Here is a 17,789-nt window from a genome sequence, read left to right on the forward strand (position 1 = left end):
CTCAGGCCTCCTGCTTGCGCAGCGCCAGCGCTGCGAGCAACAGATAGGCGAGGCAGAACAGTGCCAGCATCGCCAGATTCGGCGCGATGTCGCCGAAACCAAAGCCTTTCAGATAGACGCCGACCGAAACCGGCTGGAACCATGCACCGGGAAAGGACAGCCCGAACGCCCGTGCCGAGGGACCTAGCGTCGAGACCGGCGTGATCAGGCCCGAGAAATTCACCGTCGGGATGATCGAGATGACGGCGGTGGCAAAGACGGCGGCGACCTGGGTGCGGGTAAAGGCCGAAACCACCTGTCCGATCCCGGTGGTGGCGGTGACATACAGCAGGGCGGCCAGTGTCAGCGCCGGAAGCGAGCCGGTGAAGGGAAGCTCGAACAGCCAGTGCCCCAGCGCCATCATCATCCAGAAACTGACGGTCGCCACCGCAATATAGGGCAGCTGCTTGCCGACCAGAAATTCGACGCGCCGCACCGGGGTCGAGCGGAAATTGGCGATTGTGCCGGTCTCTTTCTCGCGCACGACGCTGATGGTGGACATGATTGCCGGGATCAGCAGCAGGATCAGCATCAGCATCGAGGGCACCATGGCATAGGCGCTTTTGAACGCCTGATTGAACATGAACCGGGTTTCGATCGAAACCGAGCTGGTGGTGCTTTGGCCATTTTCGGACTTGATCAGGTCAGAGAACCAGGACAGCAGGCCAAGCGTGTAGCCGCGCGCGGTCTCGGCCCGGAACGGCATCGAGCCGTCGATCCACAGCGACAGCTCCGGCACGGTCGTGCCCTGATGCAGCGCCCTGCCAAACCCGTCGGGAATTTCCAGCGCGATGGTCAGCTCCCCCCTGCCCATCCGGTCATTCATCTCGTCCACCGTCGTGAAACCGGGCTGCTCGTCGAATTGCGGGATCGAGCTGAACCCCTCGATCAGGCGGCGGCTTTCGGGGCTGTGGTCCTGATCGTTGGCGGCAAAGCTGAGCTTGTTGACGTCAAAAGAGATCCCGAAGCCCATGGTGATCATCAGCAGCATCGGTCCGGCCAGCGCAAAGAACATGCGGATCGGATCGCGGGCCAGTTCCAGCCCCTCACGCCAGGTCTGCGCCCAGAGCCGCGTTGCTGACGCGCGCAGTGGCCCCTGCGGGTCTGCCACGACCGTGATTTCGCGCCGTGCCGCCGGGAGGACGTCTTTCGTGGAGTCCGCTTCGGGGGCAGCGGCGGCTTCCAGCCGTTGGACAAAGGCATCTTCAAGGGTGGCAACGCCGTGGTGTTCGACGATTTCGGACGGCGATCCCACCTCCAGTACACGGCCCGCATGCATCAGCGAAATCCGGTCGCAGCGTTCCGCCTCGTTCATGAAGTGGGTCGAGATAAAGATCGTTACCCCACCGTCGCGCGACAGCGAGATCAGCTTGCGCCAGAAACTGTCACGCGCCACCGGATCGACGCCCGAGGTGGGTTCGTCCAGGATCAGGATGCGCGGTTGGTGGATCACCGCGACGGCCAGTTGCAGCCGCTGCCGAATGCCGAGCGGCAGGCTTGCAGGCATCGCCGCGGTCACATCGTCCAGATCGAATTCGGCAATAACCTCGGCCACCCGTGCGGCGCGGCGGTCGGCGGGAATGTCATACAGCTTGGCGTGCAGATCAAGGTTCTGGCGCACCGTCAGCTCGCCATAGAGCGAGAAGCTTTGCGACATATACCCGATGTCCTGCCGGGCCTGCATGTCGCCGGCGCGCAACGGTTTGCCGAACAGCTTGGACTCTCCGGCGCTTGGGGTCAAAAGCCCCGTCAGCATCTTCATCGTGGTTGATTTGCCGCAGCCGTTGGAGCCGAGGAAGCCGAAAATCTCGCCTTCCGGGATGTTGAAGCTGACATTGTCCACGGCGGTGAACGTGCCGAACGTCTTGGTCAGCCCCGAAGCCTCGATTGCGGGAACCGCGTTGTCCTGCGCGACCCGTGGGCGCAGGGTGACACCGGCGTCCTGTGCGGCCGAGCCGGGCAGCAATTTGACAAAGGCCTCTTCCAGCGTTGTGCTGTCGGTGTCGGCGCGCAGCTTGGCGGGGGTGCCGGTGGCGATCACCGCCCCGTCGTTCATTGCCGCAAGCCAGTCGAAACGCTCGGCCTCTTCCATATAGGCGGTCGCGACCAGCACGCTCATGTCGCTGAGGTTTTCGCGGATACGGTCGATCAGATCCCAGAACTGACGCCGCGACAGCGGATCGACCCCGGTGGTCGGCTCGTCAAGGATCAGCAGATCCGGATCGTGGATCAGCGCCGAGCACAGGCTCAGCTTTTGTTTCATCCCGCCCGACAGTTTGCCCGCAGGCCGGTCGGGAAACGGGGCGAGGCCGGTCGCGTCGAGCAGCATGTCAATCCGGGCCGCCCGTTCGCGCGATTTTTGCCCGAACAGCCGGCCGAAGAAATCGAGATTCTCGCGCACGCTCAGCGTTGGATACAGGTTCCGCCCAAGCCCCTGCGGCATATAGGCGATGCGGGCCCCCAGCGCGCCCCGAGCGCGCCGGTTGCTCATGTCGTGCCCCAGCACGGTCACGTCACCATGTTGCAGTTTGCGCACACCGGAGACCAACCCCAATAGGGTCGATTTGCCCACCCCGTCCGGCCCGATCAGCCCGGCCATCTGCCCCGCAGGAATATCCAGCGAGACATCGCTAAGTGCCGCAGTGGCCTTATAGCCGTGCGACACGTTCTTGAGCTGGGCCACGAACTCCATCGCGGATCAATCCGGTATCTTGACCTGAAGATGCGCCGGCCATTCTGCATCCGGCGTGGTGCGGACAAATCCGATTCCGCGCACCCCCGTCTTGATTTGGGCTTCGTATTTTTCCAGCAGGGCCCGCGGCACGGTCAGCTTGACGCGAAAGACCAGCTCTTCGCGCTGTTCGGCGGTTTCGACGCTTTTGGGGGTGAACTGCGCCCCGGGCGAGATGAAGGTGATCCGCGCGGGGGCCACGATATCCGGGATCGGGTCAAGGATCAGCCGGGCCTCGTCGCCCACCGCCAACCGCCCCACCACCGTAGCCGGCAGATAGATATTCATATAGACGTCGGTCAGGTCGAGCAGCGTGACAACCGGCGTTCCCGCCGCGACAACTTCGCTGGGTTCATGCAGCCGATACAGAACGCGACCGCGCAGCGGCGACGTGATGGTCAGATCGTCCAGCGCCAGTTGCACCTGTTGCACATCCGCCTCGCTTGCCGCGATCATGGCCTCGGCATCGCTGATCTGGGCCCGGGCCATCGCGACCGAAGCCTTGGCGCTGTTCAGGGCGTTGGTCGCGTCGTCCAGCACGCTTTGCGCCGTGGTGCCGCTGTTGTGCAGCTTGACCGTGCGTTCGTAATTGGTCTGCGCCACGGCGAGTGTGCTTTGCGCCTGCATCAGCGTCGCCTCTGACACCGCCTTGGCGGCGCGGGCACGCAGCACGGTGGCCTTGGCGCCGTTCAGCTTGGCGCGTGTATCGGCGGTTTCGATCTGTGCAATGGGATCACCTGCCGCCAGAAGATCACCTTCTTGCGCGGTGACCGAAGCGATTCGCCCGGCGTATTTCGACGCGACATCAACGGTCTGCGCCTCGATCCGGCCATTGGAATGATAGATGCCGCTGTCGGCGCTGGGCTTGCCGAATTTCTCCAGCAGTGCCTCAAAGCGGGTTTCGGCCGTGGCGGGCAAGCCGCACAGCAGGCTCAGCGCAAGCGCCCCGAACACCGCCCGTATCGCGCGCGGGCTGACCGCCTGAAGACGTTGACCTGGCTTGTGGAACGTTCCCGTTCTCATCTCTGCTTGTGGCATTGAGGGCATCTTCGGTCACTCTCCTGCAATTTTGCGAATCGACCACCTTCGCCAGAGTCGTAGGGCGACGGTCCGGGATCAACAGGCCCTTGATATAGGGACGCCCGGGGATGGTGAAGAGCCTTCGGCGTGCGGTATGGGGGCATCCGCCATGCAGCCGATGAAACGCTTGGTGGATGTGCGTTGCCGCCCGGGATCACCGCTGAGCCGCTGCTGTTGATCGGGTGCGGGGCCGTTCGACTGTACCGGCATAATCAAAAGCTATCATAACGATCAGTAAATAGAACTTATCCCAATGGCGCGAATTTGTTAGAACGGTTCCAGAGAAAGGGCGTGCGGCCTTGATGTCGCGATACGATCCGACCGGTGCCGCCCTCCGGTAATTTCAGCGACCACAGCAATGTTGGGAGAGAGTGATGGACGGAAACGATACTGGAACCGGCGGCAAATGCCCGGTCATGCACGGGGCAACGACGACCTTCGGCGCCCGGATGAACAGCGACTGGTGGCCGAACCAGCTGAACCTGCGAATCCTGCATCAGAACGGGGTTGAGTCCGATCCGATGGGGCTGGATTTCGACTATGGCGCAGCGTTCAAGGCGCTTGATCTCAAGGCGCTCAAGCAAGATCTCTATGCGCTGATGACCGACAGTCAGGACTGGTGGCCAGCCGATTATGGCCACTATGGCGGGCTGTTCATTCGTATGGCGTGGCACAGCGCGGGCACCTATCGCACCGGCGACGGTCGCGGCGGTGCTGGCACCGGGCAGCAGCGGTTCGCGCCGCTCAACTCTTGGCCCGACAATGGCAATCTTGATAAGGCGCGCCGCTTGTTGTGGCCAATCAAGCAGAAATACGGCAACGCGATTTCATGGGCCGACCTGATCATCCTTACCGGCAACTGCTCGTTGGAATCCATGGGCTTTGACACCTTTGGCTTTGCCGGTGGCCGTGCCGATGTCTGGGGACCCGAGGAAGATATCTATTGGGGGGCCGAAGACGAATGGCTGGCGACCAGCGACAAGGCAAACAGCCGCTATTCTGGCGAGCGCGATCTGGAAAATCCCCTTGCTGCGGTGCAGATGGGCCTGATCTATGTAAACCCCGAAGGCCCGGACGGGGAGCCGGACCCGATCAAATCGGGCCGCGATATCCGCGAAACCTTTGCCCGCATGGCGATGGATGATTACGAGACCGTCGCGCTGACCGCCGGGGGTCACACCTTTGGCAAGATGCACGGCGCGGGTGATGCCGCCCATGTCGGACCCGAGCCGGAGGCCGCGCCGCTGGAGGCGATGGGGCTTGGCTGGCTCAGCAGCTATGGCAGCGGCAAGGGGCACGACACCATCACCAGCGGGTTGGAGGGCGCCTGGACGGCGAACCCGATCAAATGGGACATGGGCTATTTCGACGTCCTGTTCAAATATGACTGGAAGTTGGTGAAAAGCCCGGCCGGGGCTTGGGTTTGGACCCCGAAGGATATTCAAAAGGCGGATATGGCGCCCGATGCCGAGGATCCGTCAAAACGGGTGCCGATCTTCATGTCGACCGCCGATATGGCGATGCGCATGGATCCGGCTTATGAAAAGATTTCGCGCCATTTCCATGCCAATCCGGCGGAATTCGCCGATGCCTTTGCCCGCGCGTGGTTCAAGCTGACCCACCGCGATATGGGGCCGAAGACGCGCTATCTCGGGGCCGAGGTGCCGGGCGAGGAGCTGATCTGGCAAGATCCGATCCCGGCGGGAACGCAGCTGTCGGGCGCGGATGTGACCGGCCTCAAGGCCCAGATCCTTGCAACCGGCCTCACGGTGGCGGAGCTGGTGCGGACGGCTTGGGCCTCGGCCGCGACCTTTCGCGGCTCGGATAAGCGTGGCGGTGCCAATGGCGCGCGCATCCGGCTTGCGCCGCAAAAAGACTGGGCGGTCAACCAGCCTGAGCAACTGGCCAAGGTTCTGGAAACGCTGGAAGGCGTGCAGAAGAGCAGCGGCAAACCTGTCTCGATGGCCGATCTGATCGTGATCGGTGGCGCGGCGGCAATCGAGCTGGCCGCCAGAGAGGCCGGGTTTGATGTCAGCGTTCCGGTCAGCACCGGGCGCGGCGATGCCAGCCAAGCGCAGACCGATGTGGACAGCTTTGACGTGCTGGAGCCGGTCGCGGATGGGTTCCGCAACTATCTGAAGACGGAATACACCGTTCCGGTCGAAGAGCTGTTGGTGGATCGGGCGCAGCTTTTGGGCCTGACCGCGCCCGAGATGACTGTGTTGATCGGTGGGTTGCGGGTGCTGGGCGCCAATCATGGCGGGACAGCGCATGGGGTCCTGACTGATCGTGTGGGCGTGTTGAGCAACGACTTTTTCGTCAACATGACCGATATGGGTACCGACTGGGCGCCGGTTGCGGATGATGCGTCGCTGTTCGAGGGGCGTGATCGCAAAAGCGGCGCGGTGAAGTGGACCGGAACGCGGGTGGATCTGCTGTTCGGCTCAAACTCGCAATTGCGGGCGCTGTCCGAAGTCTATGCCCAGCGCGATAACGCAGAGAAGTTCGTGCAGGACTTTGTTGCCGCCTGGAGCCGGGTGATGGATGCCGACCGGTTCGATCTGGACTGATCGGACCACAAGCCGTTTTATCGAACCATCGAAAAGCGCGTTGCCTTGGCTGCGCGCTTTTTCCATGCGCAGCAAGATGGATATTCGTGATAATGGACAAGAATTCCGCGAAAACGGATGATTGCCGCGCGGTCTTTGGTTGGTGAGGGGTGGCGGAAAAAGGGCGGTTGCCTGTCGGGGAGAGGGGCAGGCAACCGCCGGGTGTTGGCCTAGGCGATTTCGCCCATGCAGAGGTATTTCAGTTCGAGGTAATCCTCGATCCCGTATTTTGACCCCTCGCGGCCCAGCCCCGATTGCTTGACACCACCAAAGGGCGCAAGCTCGGTCGAGATCAGGCCGGTGTTGATGCCGACCATGCCGGTTTCCAACTGCTCGGCCACGCGCCAGACGCGCGCCATGTCGCGGCTGTAGAAATAGGCGGCGAGCCCGAATTCGGTGTCATTGGCCATGGCGATCACATCCGCCTCGTCCTCGAACCGGAACAGCGGCGCCAGCGGGCCAAAGGTTTCTTCCTTGGCCACGGCCATGCCCGGTTTCGCCCCGGTCAGCACCGTGGGGCGGAAAAAGGTGCCGCCCAGATTCGACCGCTGGCCGCCTTCGATCACCTCGGCGCCTTTTTCCACGGCGTCGGCGATATGACGTTCGACCTTGGCGACGGCGGCCTCGTTGATCAGCGGGCCGGTGGTCACCCCTGCGTCAAACCCGTTGCCGGGTTTCAGCGCGCCGACCTTTTCGCGCAGCTTTTCGGCAAAGGCGTCGTAAACGCCGGCCTGCACATAGATCCGGTTGGCACAGACGCAGGTCTGGCCGTTGTTGCGGTATTTGGCGATCATCGCGCCTTCGACAGCAGCCTCCAGATCGGCGTCGTCGAACACGATGAAGGGGGCGTTGCCGCCCAGTTCCAGCGACAGTTTCTTGATCGTCGTCGCGCTTTGCTGCATCAGGATGCGCCCCACGCGGGTCGAGCCGGTAAAGGTGATCTTGGCGACCTTTGGGTTGGCGCAGAGCTCTTGCCCGACGCCTGCAGCATCGCTGCCGGGGATCACGTTGAACACCCCGGCGGGGACGCCCGCGCGTTCGGCCAGCACCGCCATCGCCGTGGCCGAAAGCGGGGTCTGCTCGGCGGGCCGTGCGACAAAGCTGCAGCCGGCGGCCAGCGCCGGGGCGACCTTGCGCGCGATCATCGCATTGGGAAAGTTCCACGGCGTGATCGATCCGACCACGCCGATGGGCTGCTTCAACACCACGATGCGTTTGTCGCGCTGGTGGCCCGGGATCACGTCGCCATAGATGCGCTTGGCCTCTTCGCCGAACCATTCGATGAAGGCGGCCCCATACAGGATCTCGCCGCGGGATTCCGCCCAGGGCTTGCCCATTTCGGCGCATAGGATGGTGGCCAGATCGTCGGCGTTTTCGACCATCAGATCGAACCAGCGCCGCAGCACGGCGGCGCGTTCCTTGCCGGTCCATGCCGCCCAGCCGGGCTGTGCGGCATGGGCGGCGTCGATCGCGGCGGCGGCATCTGTGGCATCCAGATCTGCCACATGGGCAATGCAGTCCCCGGTTGCCGGGTCGTGCACCGCAAAGGTCTTGTCCTTGGTGATCCACACGCCGTTCACATAGGCGCGGGGCTCCAGCAGGCTGGGGTCCTTCAGCGGCCGTGCAGTCGGGAATTTTGCCTGTTCGGCCATCATCATGCTTCCTTCGCGGCTGTGATCGAGGCTTCGATGATATCCAGCGCCTCGGCGAAAACCGCGTCCTCAATGGTCAGCGGTGCGAGGAAGCGGATGACGTTGCCATAGACGCCACAGGTCAGCAGGATCAGCCCGCGTTTTTCCGCCTCCAGCCGGACGGAGTTGGTGAACGTGGGGCTCGGCGCGCTGCCGTCCGCGGTGTTGAACTCCACCGCGACCATCATGCCGGGGCCGCGCACGTCGATGATTTGCGGCGTGGTGGCGCGAATGGCCTCAAGCCGCTGGCGCAACCGCCCCCCCAGCTCATTGGCGCGGGCACAGAGGTTTTCCTCTTCGATCACGTCGAGCACGGCATTGCCGGCGGCCACGCCCAGCGGGTTGCCGCCATAGGTCCCGCCCAAGCCGCCGGGGATGGCGGCGTCCATCAAATCGGCGCGCCCGGTCACGGCCGAGATCGGTAGACCGCCACCCAGACCCTTGGCCATGGTGGTGATGTCGGCGGCGACGTCATAGGCCTCCATCGCGAACAGCGTGCCGCTGCGGGCGAACCCGGTCTGCACCTCGTCCGCGATCATCACGATGCCGTTGTCGTCGCAGATCTTGCGCAGGGCGCGCATCAGCTCGGCGGGGGCGGGATAGAAACCACCTTCGCCCTGCACCGGTTCGATGATGAAGGCGGCAACGCGGGCCGGATCGAGATCGGCCTTGAACAGCCGGTTCAGCGACTCCAGCGTTGCCGCGACCGTGTCGCCGTGCAACTCGACCGGGAACGGGATGTGATAGACATCCGGCATCATCGGGCCAAAGCCGATCTTGTAGGGGGCAACCTTGCCGGTCAGGCTCATCGTCATGAAGGTGCGGCCGTGAAAGCCACCGCCAAAGGCGATGACGGCGGGGCGTCCGGTGGCGACGCGGGCGACCTTGATGGCGTTCTCGACCGCCTCGGCACCGGTGGTGACAAAGACGGTTTTCTTGTCGAAATCACCGGGCACGCGGGCGTTCAGCCGTTCGGCCAGCCGGACATAGGGGGCATAGGGCAGGATCTGGTGGCAGGTATGGGTAAAGCGGCCCATCTGTTCCGTCACGGCCGCCATCACCTTGGGGTGGCAATGGCCGGTGTTCAGCACCGCGATGCCGGCGGCAAAGTCGATATAACGATTGCCTTCAACGTCCCAGACCTCGGCGTTCTTGGCGCGCTCGGCATAGATCTGGGTTTGAACGCCAACGCCTCGGGCGATGGCGGCTTCACGACGGGCGGACAGGTCTGCGTTCGACATCTTGTTTCCTTTCAACAAGAGCGGGGGTGAGTCGAAAGTCCGAAATCCGGGCTTTGAGCGACCGTAGAGTGTTTCGGGATGGCAAAAATAGTCTGTTTTTTGCAGGGCGTACTGCCTTGATATTGCTGGTCGCAGTGGGCCGGTGTTATTGAATAATCAACACACACAACACGGTGGATCAGAACATGGACCTTGATATAGGCGGGCGGCTGCGAACTTTGCGCGAACGCGCCGGGCTGTCGCAGCGGCTACTGGCGAAAAAAGCCGATGTCACCAACTCGACCATTTCGCTGATCGAGGCGGGCAAGGTGAACCCTTCGGTCGGCGCGCTGAAGCGGATTCTCGACGGAATTCCGGTCGGCTTGTCCGAGTTCTTTGCCTTTGAACCGGATCCGGAACAAAGCGTGTTCTTTGCTGCCGAAGAGCTGGTGGAGATCGGCAAGGGCAAGCTGTCGTTCAAACAGGTGGGCGCGAATTTGCATGGCCGGGCGATGATGATCCTGCTGGAGGGCTATGACATCGGCGCCGATACCGGGCGCAAGATGTATGGCCATGAGGCCGAGGAGGGCGGCATCGTGATCTCGGGTCGTGTCGAGGTGACGGTGGGGGATCAGCGCAAGATCCTCGGCCCCGGCGACGCCTATTATTTCGACAGCCGCAAGCCGCATCGGTTCAAGCAGGTGGGGCCGGAGAAATGCGTGGTGGTCAGCGCCTGCACACCGCCGACGTTCTGAACCGACGGGCAGGGAACGCGCCTTGCGGCGCGGGCCTCCGGCGGGAGTATTTTTGCCAAGAAGAAGCGGGGGCGGGGGAAGCTGGCCGCAGGACGGCCAAGATCCGACATGTGCGAAAAAAGACTCCGCGCGGGGGAGCCCCGGCGGAGTCAGGTGCCGGTCCCCGTGACACAGAGGTGGGGGGGCGGCGGGGGAGTTTCGACAACGGGGAAATCCGCTGCCGAACTTTACGAGTCAGGCGACTACAGGGGTCAGGCCTCCATCTTGCGGAAGCCGCCGTTCCAGTAGATCAGCGCGCCCTGCTCCGGGGTGGTGATCACCGCGCGGACGCGACCGATCACGATGGAGTGGGTGCCGCGGTCGATCATCTCTTCGACGTCGCAGTCGAATGCGGCGGGCGCGTCGGCCAGAAGCTGCGCGCCGGTCACGGCGGTGGTCCAGTCGGCCCCCGCGTAGCGGTCCGGTCCCTTGACCCCGCCAAAGCCGCTGAAGCGTTCGGCCACCTTTTGATGCTGCGCCCCGAGCGAGGACCAGCCGAAGCGACGATAGCGGTTGAACATCGGCCAACTGGACGAGGCGCGATTGACGCAGGCCAGCAGCAATGGCGGTTCCGCCGAGAGCGAGATCGCCGAGGTGACGACAAGGCCGGTGCGGTCCGCGTCGTCGCCCACGGTCAGCACCGAGCAATTGCCCACCAGCGCGCGCATCGCGCTGGTGAAGTCTTTTGCGTCGGGCTCGGTGATCGCAGTTATCGCGTTCACCGGATGCCGGCCTCGGACAGGATCGGCAGCACGTTGTCGCGGAAGAAGGGGAATTCCTCGACATAATCCACGAAGGACAGCGTGGTGCCGGCGAACCCGGTTTCATGCAGCTTGATGATACCCTCGGCCACCTGCTGCGGCGTGCCCACCAGCGGGAAGCCGCCATGACCTTGGGCCATCAGGTAGCGGATCTGCGCCAGCAGGTCATGCGGGAAGCTGTGGGCGTGGGCGAATTGCAGGTCGACCAGATTGTCCACCGCCTCCCAGTCGGCGTTGTCGTCGGTGATGTATTTCTGATAGGCGCGCGCCTCGGCTTCGGTTTCGCGGCAGATCACGTGGCTGAAGGTCAGCACGCCGACATCGCGGCCTTTGGTGGCAGCCTGTTGCTTGAGCTCCTTGATCTCTTCGACCGAGCGTTCCAGATCGATTGCCGGGGTGAACAGGTAATTGGCGTTGTCGGTGGCAAAGTCGCGCCCCTGCGGTGAGCCTGCGGCGTTCAGGATCGGCACCGTGCCGCTCAACGGCTTGGGGTCGCCCGCCACGTGCTTGAGGTTGAAATACTTGCCATCCCAGTCGAAATAGTCTTCCGATTCCCACAGCTTGCGGATCACGTCGAGCCATTCCTGCGCATAGCCATAGCGGGTTTCGTGATCGTCGGGCAGGGTCAGGCCCAGCGCCTCGTACTCCGGCTTGTTCCAGCCGGCGACGACGTTCAGCCCCGCGCGGCCCTTGCCGATCTGGTCGATGGTGGCGATCTGTTTGGCGACCACGACCGGGTTGTTCGCCGCCGTGTGGATAGTGGCGAAAACGGTGAGGTTTTCGGTATTGGCCAGCAGGCCGGCGGCCCAGGTCATGGTTTCCAGCACGCCGCCGTGAAAGTCGGTCTCGCCGCCGTAGCCGATCCAGCGCGCGATCGGCAGCATGAAGTCGATCCCGGCGGCATCCAGCATCTTGCCGAGTTTGAGGTTGTTCTCCCAGGTGTTCTGCCAGCGTTCGGGCGCCTTGGTCACGGTCATGCCGGAAGAGCAGTTGGAGGAGAAGGTGCCGAGCTTGAAGCCCTGTTTTTTCATCATCAAATTAGTTGTCATTGCATGTATCTCCGAGTTGGGTGCGGAAATACTGTGAAATATAGCTTTGAAAGTCTATTCAAAAATGAAGTTGCACTGATCTGCCCCCTGCGGGAAGATCCGGTTTCGGAGGGCAAAGCTTGTGAATGCATCTAAAAAAGGCAGTGCTGACGAGGAGTTGGACTTTCTCTGGCACCTGTCAGGAGATCCGGCCGAGGTCAGCACGACAGAGGCGGAATTTGCGCTGATGCGGGCGTTCGAGGGATTCGGGCGCTGGCAGTCCGAGTGTCTGGCCTCGGTCTGCGACCTTGCCGCCAGCGGGCCGGAGAACGCGCTGTTGCACATCATCCGGATGAACGAGCGGCCCAAATCGGTCAAGGAACTGGCGCGGCTGACCAACCGGGATGACATTCCCAACATCCAGTATTCGCTGCGCAAGCTGGTGGCGGCGGCTTTGATCGAGAAGCGGGGGGCCGGACGCAGCGGCGTCACCTATGAGGCGACGGAAAAGGGGCGTCGGGTCACCGACAATTATGGGGCGCTGCGCAAGCGGCTTTTGATCGAAAAGATCAACAGCCTGCCGGGGTTTTCCGAACAACTGGCCGAGGCGACCCGGGCGCTGAATATCCTGACCGGGATCTATGAAGAGACCGCTCGCGTGGCGGCGACGCACCGGCGGTGAGGGGGCGGCATCTATATGGCCCCACCATCGTCACCAAGGTGGCCCGCGACGCTGTTTCAGCGCGAGGTGCTTGGCCCGGTGCTGGCCGTCCCCCCCTTTGACACCATGAAGGAGGAGCTGACGTACCTGCGCGTCTGCATCACCGGGCAGGGCGGTGCCGATCTGCAGGATGGCGCGGCGCTGGAGGCCTTTTGTGACAAGTTGGTGAGCTGTTGCCCCGACACCGTGAGGCTGGAGCAGATCACCGCGCATATCAACGACGCCGCGTTTGCAAAGGCCGCGCTGGCGATCTTTGACTCCTGGGTTGAAAGGGGCTGGATCCCGCGTCCCTGGGCTGCGGCGCGCGGTCTGCTGAACGGTCCTCCCCCTTTGCTTTGATCTCCGCGCCGGGCTCTCTGCCGCAATATAGTTGCGTGAAAGGGCTTTGGTCTTGATCTTCCTTGCGGCTTACGCCTAGTCTGCGCCGGCATGGCGGAATTCAGTTCCGCATGGCGAAATTGTACACGGGGGAGGTCTGGCCGCACCGCGATGGGCCCGAAAATGACGCAATGTCCCGTTTTGCAGGTTTGCGCTGGCCCCCCTTTCGCCGCTAGAAGTCCGATAGACACAGAACACCACCGGCATTTGGCCCTGCGGGCTGGCCGGTCAGAGAGAGGGGAACGGCAGGATGTCCGATGCCATCATGTACGAGAAAATTGGCGATATCGCGGTATTGGCGGCGAACAACCCGCCGGTCAACGCGCTGGGGCTGGCGGTTCGCCAAGGGCTGATCGACGGGATCGAGCGGGCGGAGAAAGACGGCGCCAAAGCTGTTTTGATCTATGGCGAGGGCCGGACCTTCTTTGCCGGGGCCGATATCCGTGAATTCGGCAAGCCGCCCGCCGAACCCTTCCTGCCCGATGTCTGCACCCGGATCGAGGCCTCGCCGCTGATCGTGGTTTCGGCGCTGCACGGCACCGCGCTGGGTGGCGGGCTGGAAATCGCGCTGGGCTCGCATTACCGCATCGCCGTGCCCAAGGCGCGCATGGGCCTGCCCGAGGTGTTGATCGGCATCATGCCCGGTGCTGGCGGCACCCAGCGCCTGCCGCGCCTGATCGGTATCGACAAATCGCTCGACGTGATCACCTCGGGCCGTCAGGTCGGCGCGCAAGAGGCGCTGGAGATGGGCATCATCGACAAGATCGCCGAGGGCACCCCGCGCGAAATCGGGCTGGCCTATGCGCAGGAACTGATCGACGCCGCTGCACCGCGCCGCGCCACCAGCGAAATGCCCAACCCCGCGCCGGTGGATTTCGATGCACTCTATGACGCGGTGCTGAAAAAGGCGCGCGGCCAGCTTGCCCCGGCGGTTGCTGTGCGCGGTGTTCAGGCCAGCAGCGAACTGCCCTTTGCCGAGGGCATGAAGCGCGAGCGCGAGTTGTTCATGGAACTGATGGCCACCGATCAGCGCGAGGGGCTGATCCATGCGTTCTTTTCCGAACGCGCCGTGGGCAAGCTGCCGGAACTCGACGGGGTGGCGCCGCGCGATCTGAACGCCATCGGCGTCATCGGCGGCGGCACCATGGGGGCGGGCATTGCCACCTCGGCGCTGCTGTCGGGGCTCAAGGTGACGCTGCTGGAAATGAACGACAAGGCCGCCGAAGCCGCCCGGGGCCGCATCGCTGGCAACCTTCAGGGCGCGCTGAAACGCGGCAAGATCAGCGCCGCGCAATTCACCGACCTGACCGAGACCGCGCTGAACGTGGCCACCGATTATGCCGCGCTGGCGGACGCCGATCTGGTGATCGAAGCGGTGTTCGAGGACATGGGCGTGAAAAAGGACGTCTTCACCAAGCTGGATGCGGTGTGCAAACCCGGTGCGGTTCTGGCCTCCAACACGTCTTATCTGGATGTGAACGAAATCGCCGCCTGCACTTCACGTCCGGGCGATGTGATCGGGCTGCACTTCTTCTCGCCCGCCCATGTGATGAAATTGCTTGAGATCGTGGTCGCCGACAAGACCGCGCTGGACGTGGTCGCCACCGGCTTTGCGCTGGGCAAGAAGATGTCCAAGGTTTCGGTGCGCGCCGGTGTCTGCGACGGCTTTATCGGCAACCGGATCCTGAGCAAATACCGCACCTGCGCCGACTACATGATCCTTGATGGGGCCTCACCCTATCAGATCGACGCGGCGCTGGAGAAATTCGGCTTTGCCATGGGGCCCTATGCGGTGGCCGATCTGGCCGGGCTGGATATCGGTTGGGCCGTGCGCAAGCGCAAGCGTGCCGAGGGGATGGACCCGCGCGCGCGCGACTTCACCTATGCCGACAAGCTGTGCGAGGACGGCAATTTCGGCCAGAAGACCGGCAAGGGCTATTACGATTATGCCGCCGGGGCCAAGGCCCGCGTGCCCAACCCCGAGGTGCTGCCGCTGATCGAGGCAGACCGCGCCACCCAGGGGATCACGCCGCGCGCGTTTACGGACGAAGAAATCCTGCGCCGCTACATGGCGTCGATGGTCAACGAGGCCGCGCGGGTGGTCGGCGAAGGGATCGCCAAGCGGCCGCTCGATGTCGATGTGACCCTGCTTTATGGCTATGGCTTCCCGCGCTATCGCGGTGGTCCGATGAAATGGGCCGACATGCAGGGGCTGCCGGCGCTGCTGGCCGACATCAAATCCTGGGCCAAGGACGATCCCTATTTCTGGGAACCAGCGCCGCTGTTGGAACAGCTGGTCGCTGAGGGACGCAATTTTGACGATCTGAACAAGGACGCATCGTGATGAAACAAGCTGTAATCGTATCCGCGGCCCGCACCGGGCTGGCCAAATCCTTCCGGGGATCGTTCAACGCCACCCACGGCGCCACCATGGGCGGCCACGCGGTGCAAGCCGCGGTCGAACGCGCCGGGCTTGAAGGCGGCGAAATCGAAGATTGCATGATGGGCTGCGGCACCCCCGAAGCAGAGACCGGCAGCAACATCGCCCGCCAGATCGCCCTGCGCGCCGGGCTTCCGATCACCGCCTCGGGCGTGACCGTGAACCGGTTCTGCTCCTCCGGGCTGCAGACCATCGCGATGGCCGCCAATGCGATCACCTGCGAAGGCGCTGGCCCGATGGTTGCGGGCGGCGTGGAAAGCATCTCGATGGTGCAACCCAAATTGCGCCACGCGCCCGATCCTTGGCTGATGGAGCATAAACCGGCGGTCTATATGACCATGATCGAAACCGCCGATATCGTTGCCAAACGCTATGGCATCAGCCGCGAAGCACAGGACGAATACGGCTTGCGCAGCCAGCAGCGGATCGCCGCAGCACAACAGGCGGGCTATTTCGACGATGAAATCGTGCCGATGACCGTGACGATGGCGGTCAAGGACAAGGAAACCGGCGAAATCTCGATGAAAGAGGTTCTGGTCGACCGCGATGAATGCAACCGGCCGCAGACCACGCTGGAGGGGCTGGCAAGCCTGCAACCGGTGCGCGGCGAGGGTAATTTCGTCACCGCCGGCAATGCCAGCCAACTGTCGGATGGCGCGGCGGCCGTGGTGGTGATGGACAGCCAGCAGGCCGAAAAGCGCGGGATCGAACCGCTTGGCGCGTTCAAGGGCTTTGCCGTGGCCGGCTGCGAACCGGATGAAATGGGCATTGGTCCGGTCTTTGCCGTGCCGCGTCTGCTGGAGCGTCACGGTCTCAAGATCGACGATATCGACATCTGGGAGCTGAACGAAGCCTTTGCCTCTCAGGCGCTGTATTGCCGTACCCGGTTGGGCATCGACGACGAGAAATGCAACGTCAACGGCGGCTCTATCGCGATCGGCCACCCGTTTGGCATGACCGGCGGTCGTCAGGTCGGCCACATCATGCGCGAAGGCAAACGGCGCGGCGCCAAGCTGGGTGTTGTGACCATGTGCATCGGCGGCGGCATGGGCGCGGCTGGCCTGTTCGAGATCTACTGATCGATCTGAGAAGGAGGAGAGATCCATGGATCTGAGCTATTCCCCTGAGGAGTTGGCATTTCGTGACGAGGTGCGCAGCTTTCTCCGCGACGAGCTGCCCAAGGAGCTGTCGGACAAGGTCCGCTCCGGGGCAGAACTGGGCAAGGCCGACATCGAACGCTGGCACGCGATTCTGAACGCGCGGGGCTGGTTCGCCCAGAACTGGCCCAAGGAATTCGGCGGCGCCGCATGGAACGCGGTGCAGCGGCACATCTTCGAGGAAGAGGCCGCCATGGCCGACGCCCCGCGCATCGTGCCCTTTGGCCTGTCGATGCTGGCGCCGGTGCTGCAGAAATTCGGATCCAAGGCGCAGCAGGATCATTACCTTCCGCGCATCCTCAATGGCGACGACTGGTGGTGTCAGGGCTATTCGGAACCCGGCGCTGGCTCGGATCTCGCCAGCCTGAAAACCCGGGCCGTGCGCGAGGGCGATCACTATATCGTCAACGGGCAAAAGACATGGACCACGCTGGGTCAGCACGCCAACATGATCTTTTGCCTTGTGCGCACCGACCCCGACGTCAAACAGCAGGCGGGGATCTCCTTCTTGCTGATCGACATGGACACGCCGGGCATCGAGGTGCGCCCGATCATCCTTTTGGACGGCACCCCCGAGGTCAACGAGGTGTTCTTCAAGGATGTGAAGGTGCCGGTCGAAAACCTTGTGGGCGAAGAGAACAAGGGCTGGACCTATGCCAAGTATCTGCTGACGCACGAGCGGACCAATATCGCCGGTGTCGGGTTTTCCCGCGCAGGGCTCGATACGCTCAAGCGGATTGCGCGGATCGAGATGTCGGGCGGTCGCCCGCTGATCGAAAACCCGCATTTCGCCGCCCGTCTCGCCAAGGTCGAGATTGACCTGATGGCGATGGCCACCACCAACCTGCGCATCATCAGCCAAGCGGCTGGCGGGGCCGCGCCGGGGGTGGAAAGCTCCATGCTCAAGGTCAAGGGCACCATCATCCGGCAAGAGATCAACGATCTCACCCGCCGCGCGGTGGGCCCCTATGCGATGCCCTTCCCGTCGGAAACGCTGGAAGGCAACAATGATCCGGTCGGCCCCGACTATGCCGGGCCGCAATCGGCGCAGTATTTCAACAACCGTAAATTGTCGATCTTTGGCGGCTCGAACGAGATCCAGCGCGGGATCATCGCCAAGGTCAAAATGGGGGGCTGAGG

General features: G+C 63.2%; 13 protein-coding genes. 7 read left to right on the forward strand and 6 right to left on the reverse strand.

What is annotated here, in order from left to right; translation table 11 throughout:
• Window position 1: 1 nt before the first annotated feature.
• Together rbbA and E1B25_RS08505 are read right to left on the reverse strand one after the other, a co-directional pair.
• Window positions 2–2,731, reverse strand: a complete 2,730-nt coding sequence (gene rbbA, locus E1B25_RS08500) for a ribosome-associated ATPase/putative transporter RbbA (RefSeq protein WP_132828374.1) — start codon at window positions 2,729–2,731, stop codon at window positions 2–4.
• 6 nt (window positions 2,732–2,737) lie between these two features.
• Window positions 2,738–3,808 (reverse strand): HlyD family secretion protein, encoded by a 1,071-nt coding sequence (locus tag E1B25_RS08505; protein WP_245510651.1) that lies wholly within the window; start codon window positions 3,806–3,808, stop codon window positions 2,738–2,740.
• 416 nt (window positions 3,809–4,224) lie between these two features.
• Here E1B25_RS08505 and katG point away from each other — a divergent pair, with 416 nt between their 5' ends.
• A complete protein-coding gene (gene katG, locus E1B25_RS08510) occupies window positions 4,225–6,420 on the forward strand; it encodes a catalase/peroxidase HPI (RefSeq protein WP_132828376.1) in 2,196 nt (731 codons plus the stop codon).
• Between the two features lie 209 nt (window positions 6,421–6,629).
• On the opposite strand, the gene E1B25_RS08515 is transcribed toward katG, so the two are convergent.
• Together E1B25_RS08515 and E1B25_RS08520 are read right to left on the reverse strand one after the other, a co-directional pair.
• Window positions 6,630–8,111, reverse strand: a complete 1,482-nt coding sequence (locus E1B25_RS08515; RefSeq protein WP_132828377.1) for an NAD-dependent succinate-semialdehyde dehydrogenase — start codon at window positions 8,109–8,111, stop codon at window positions 6,630–6,632.
• Window positions 8,112–8,113: 2 nt separating this feature from the next.
• A complete protein-coding gene (locus E1B25_RS08520; protein ID WP_132828379.1) occupies window positions 8,114–9,391 on the reverse strand; it encodes a 4-aminobutyrate--2-oxoglutarate transaminase in 1,278 nt (425 codons plus the stop codon).
• Between the two features lie 185 nt (window positions 9,392–9,576).
• Between E1B25_RS08520 and E1B25_RS08525 the strand changes: the two genes are divergently transcribed.
• Complete coding sequence (locus E1B25_RS08525; protein ID WP_132828381.1) at window positions 9,577–10,125, forward strand: cupin domain-containing protein; 549 nt, start codon at window positions 9,577–9,579, stop codon at window positions 10,123–10,125.
• A 251-nt stretch (window positions 10,126–10,376) separates the two neighbouring features.
• Here the strand turns inward: E1B25_RS08525 and E1B25_RS08530 are convergent, their stop codons facing one another.
• Together E1B25_RS08530 and E1B25_RS08535 are read right to left on the reverse strand one after the other, a co-directional pair.
• On the reverse strand, window positions 10,377–10,886 hold the full coding sequence (locus E1B25_RS08530) for a flavin reductase family protein (RefSeq protein WP_245510652.1): 510 nt from the start codon (window positions 10,884–10,886) through the stop codon (window positions 10,377–10,379).
• Entirely contained in the window at window positions 10,883–11,974 is a 1,092-nt protein-coding gene (locus tag E1B25_RS08535; RefSeq protein ID WP_132828383.1) for an LLM class flavin-dependent oxidoreductase, read from the reverse strand. Before E1B25_RS08535 ends, E1B25_RS08530 begins: the two co-directional genes overlap by 4 nt.
• Before the next feature lie 121 nt (window positions 11,975–12,095).
• Between E1B25_RS08535 and E1B25_RS08540 the strand changes: the two genes are divergently transcribed.
• The 5 genes from E1B25_RS08540 (at window position 12,096) to E1B25_RS08560 (ending at window position 17,787) form a co-directional block, all read left to right on the forward strand.
• On the forward strand, window positions 12,096–12,635 hold the full coding sequence (locus E1B25_RS08540; RefSeq protein ID WP_245510653.1) for a winged helix DNA-binding protein: 540 nt from the start codon (window positions 12,096–12,098) through the stop codon (window positions 12,633–12,635).
• A gap of 15 nt (window positions 12,636–12,650) precedes the next feature.
• Window positions 12,651–13,013 (forward strand): hypothetical protein, encoded by a 363-nt coding sequence (locus E1B25_RS08545; RefSeq protein WP_132828385.1) that lies wholly within the window; start codon window positions 12,651–12,653, stop codon window positions 13,011–13,013.
• 289 nt (window positions 13,014–13,302) lie between these two features.
• Window positions 13,303–15,396, forward strand: a complete 2,094-nt coding sequence (locus E1B25_RS08550; RefSeq protein WP_132828387.1) for an FAD-dependent oxidoreductase — start codon at window positions 13,303–13,305, stop codon at window positions 15,394–15,396.
• Window positions 15,396–16,571: an acetyl-CoA C-acyltransferase gene (locus tag E1B25_RS08555; protein WP_132828389.1), complete on the forward strand. Its 1,176-nt coding sequence runs from the start codon at window positions 15,396–15,398 to the stop codon at window positions 16,569–16,571. The genes E1B25_RS08550 and E1B25_RS08555 overlap by 1 nt, the downstream gene beginning before the upstream one ends.
• Window positions 16,572–16,596: 25 nt before the next feature.
• Window positions 16,597–17,787 (forward strand): acyl-CoA dehydrogenase family protein, encoded by a 1,191-nt coding sequence (locus E1B25_RS08560; RefSeq protein WP_132828390.1) that lies wholly within the window; start codon window positions 16,597–16,599, stop codon window positions 17,785–17,787.
• The last annotated feature ends 2 nt before the right edge of the window (window positions 17,788–17,789 follow it).

Origin of the sequence: Antarcticimicrobium sediminis (assembly GCF_004348975.1) — a bacterium.
Taxonomy (GTDB): Bacteria; Pseudomonadota; Alphaproteobacteria; order Rhodobacterales; family Rhodobacteraceae; genus Antarcticimicrobium; species Antarcticimicrobium sediminis.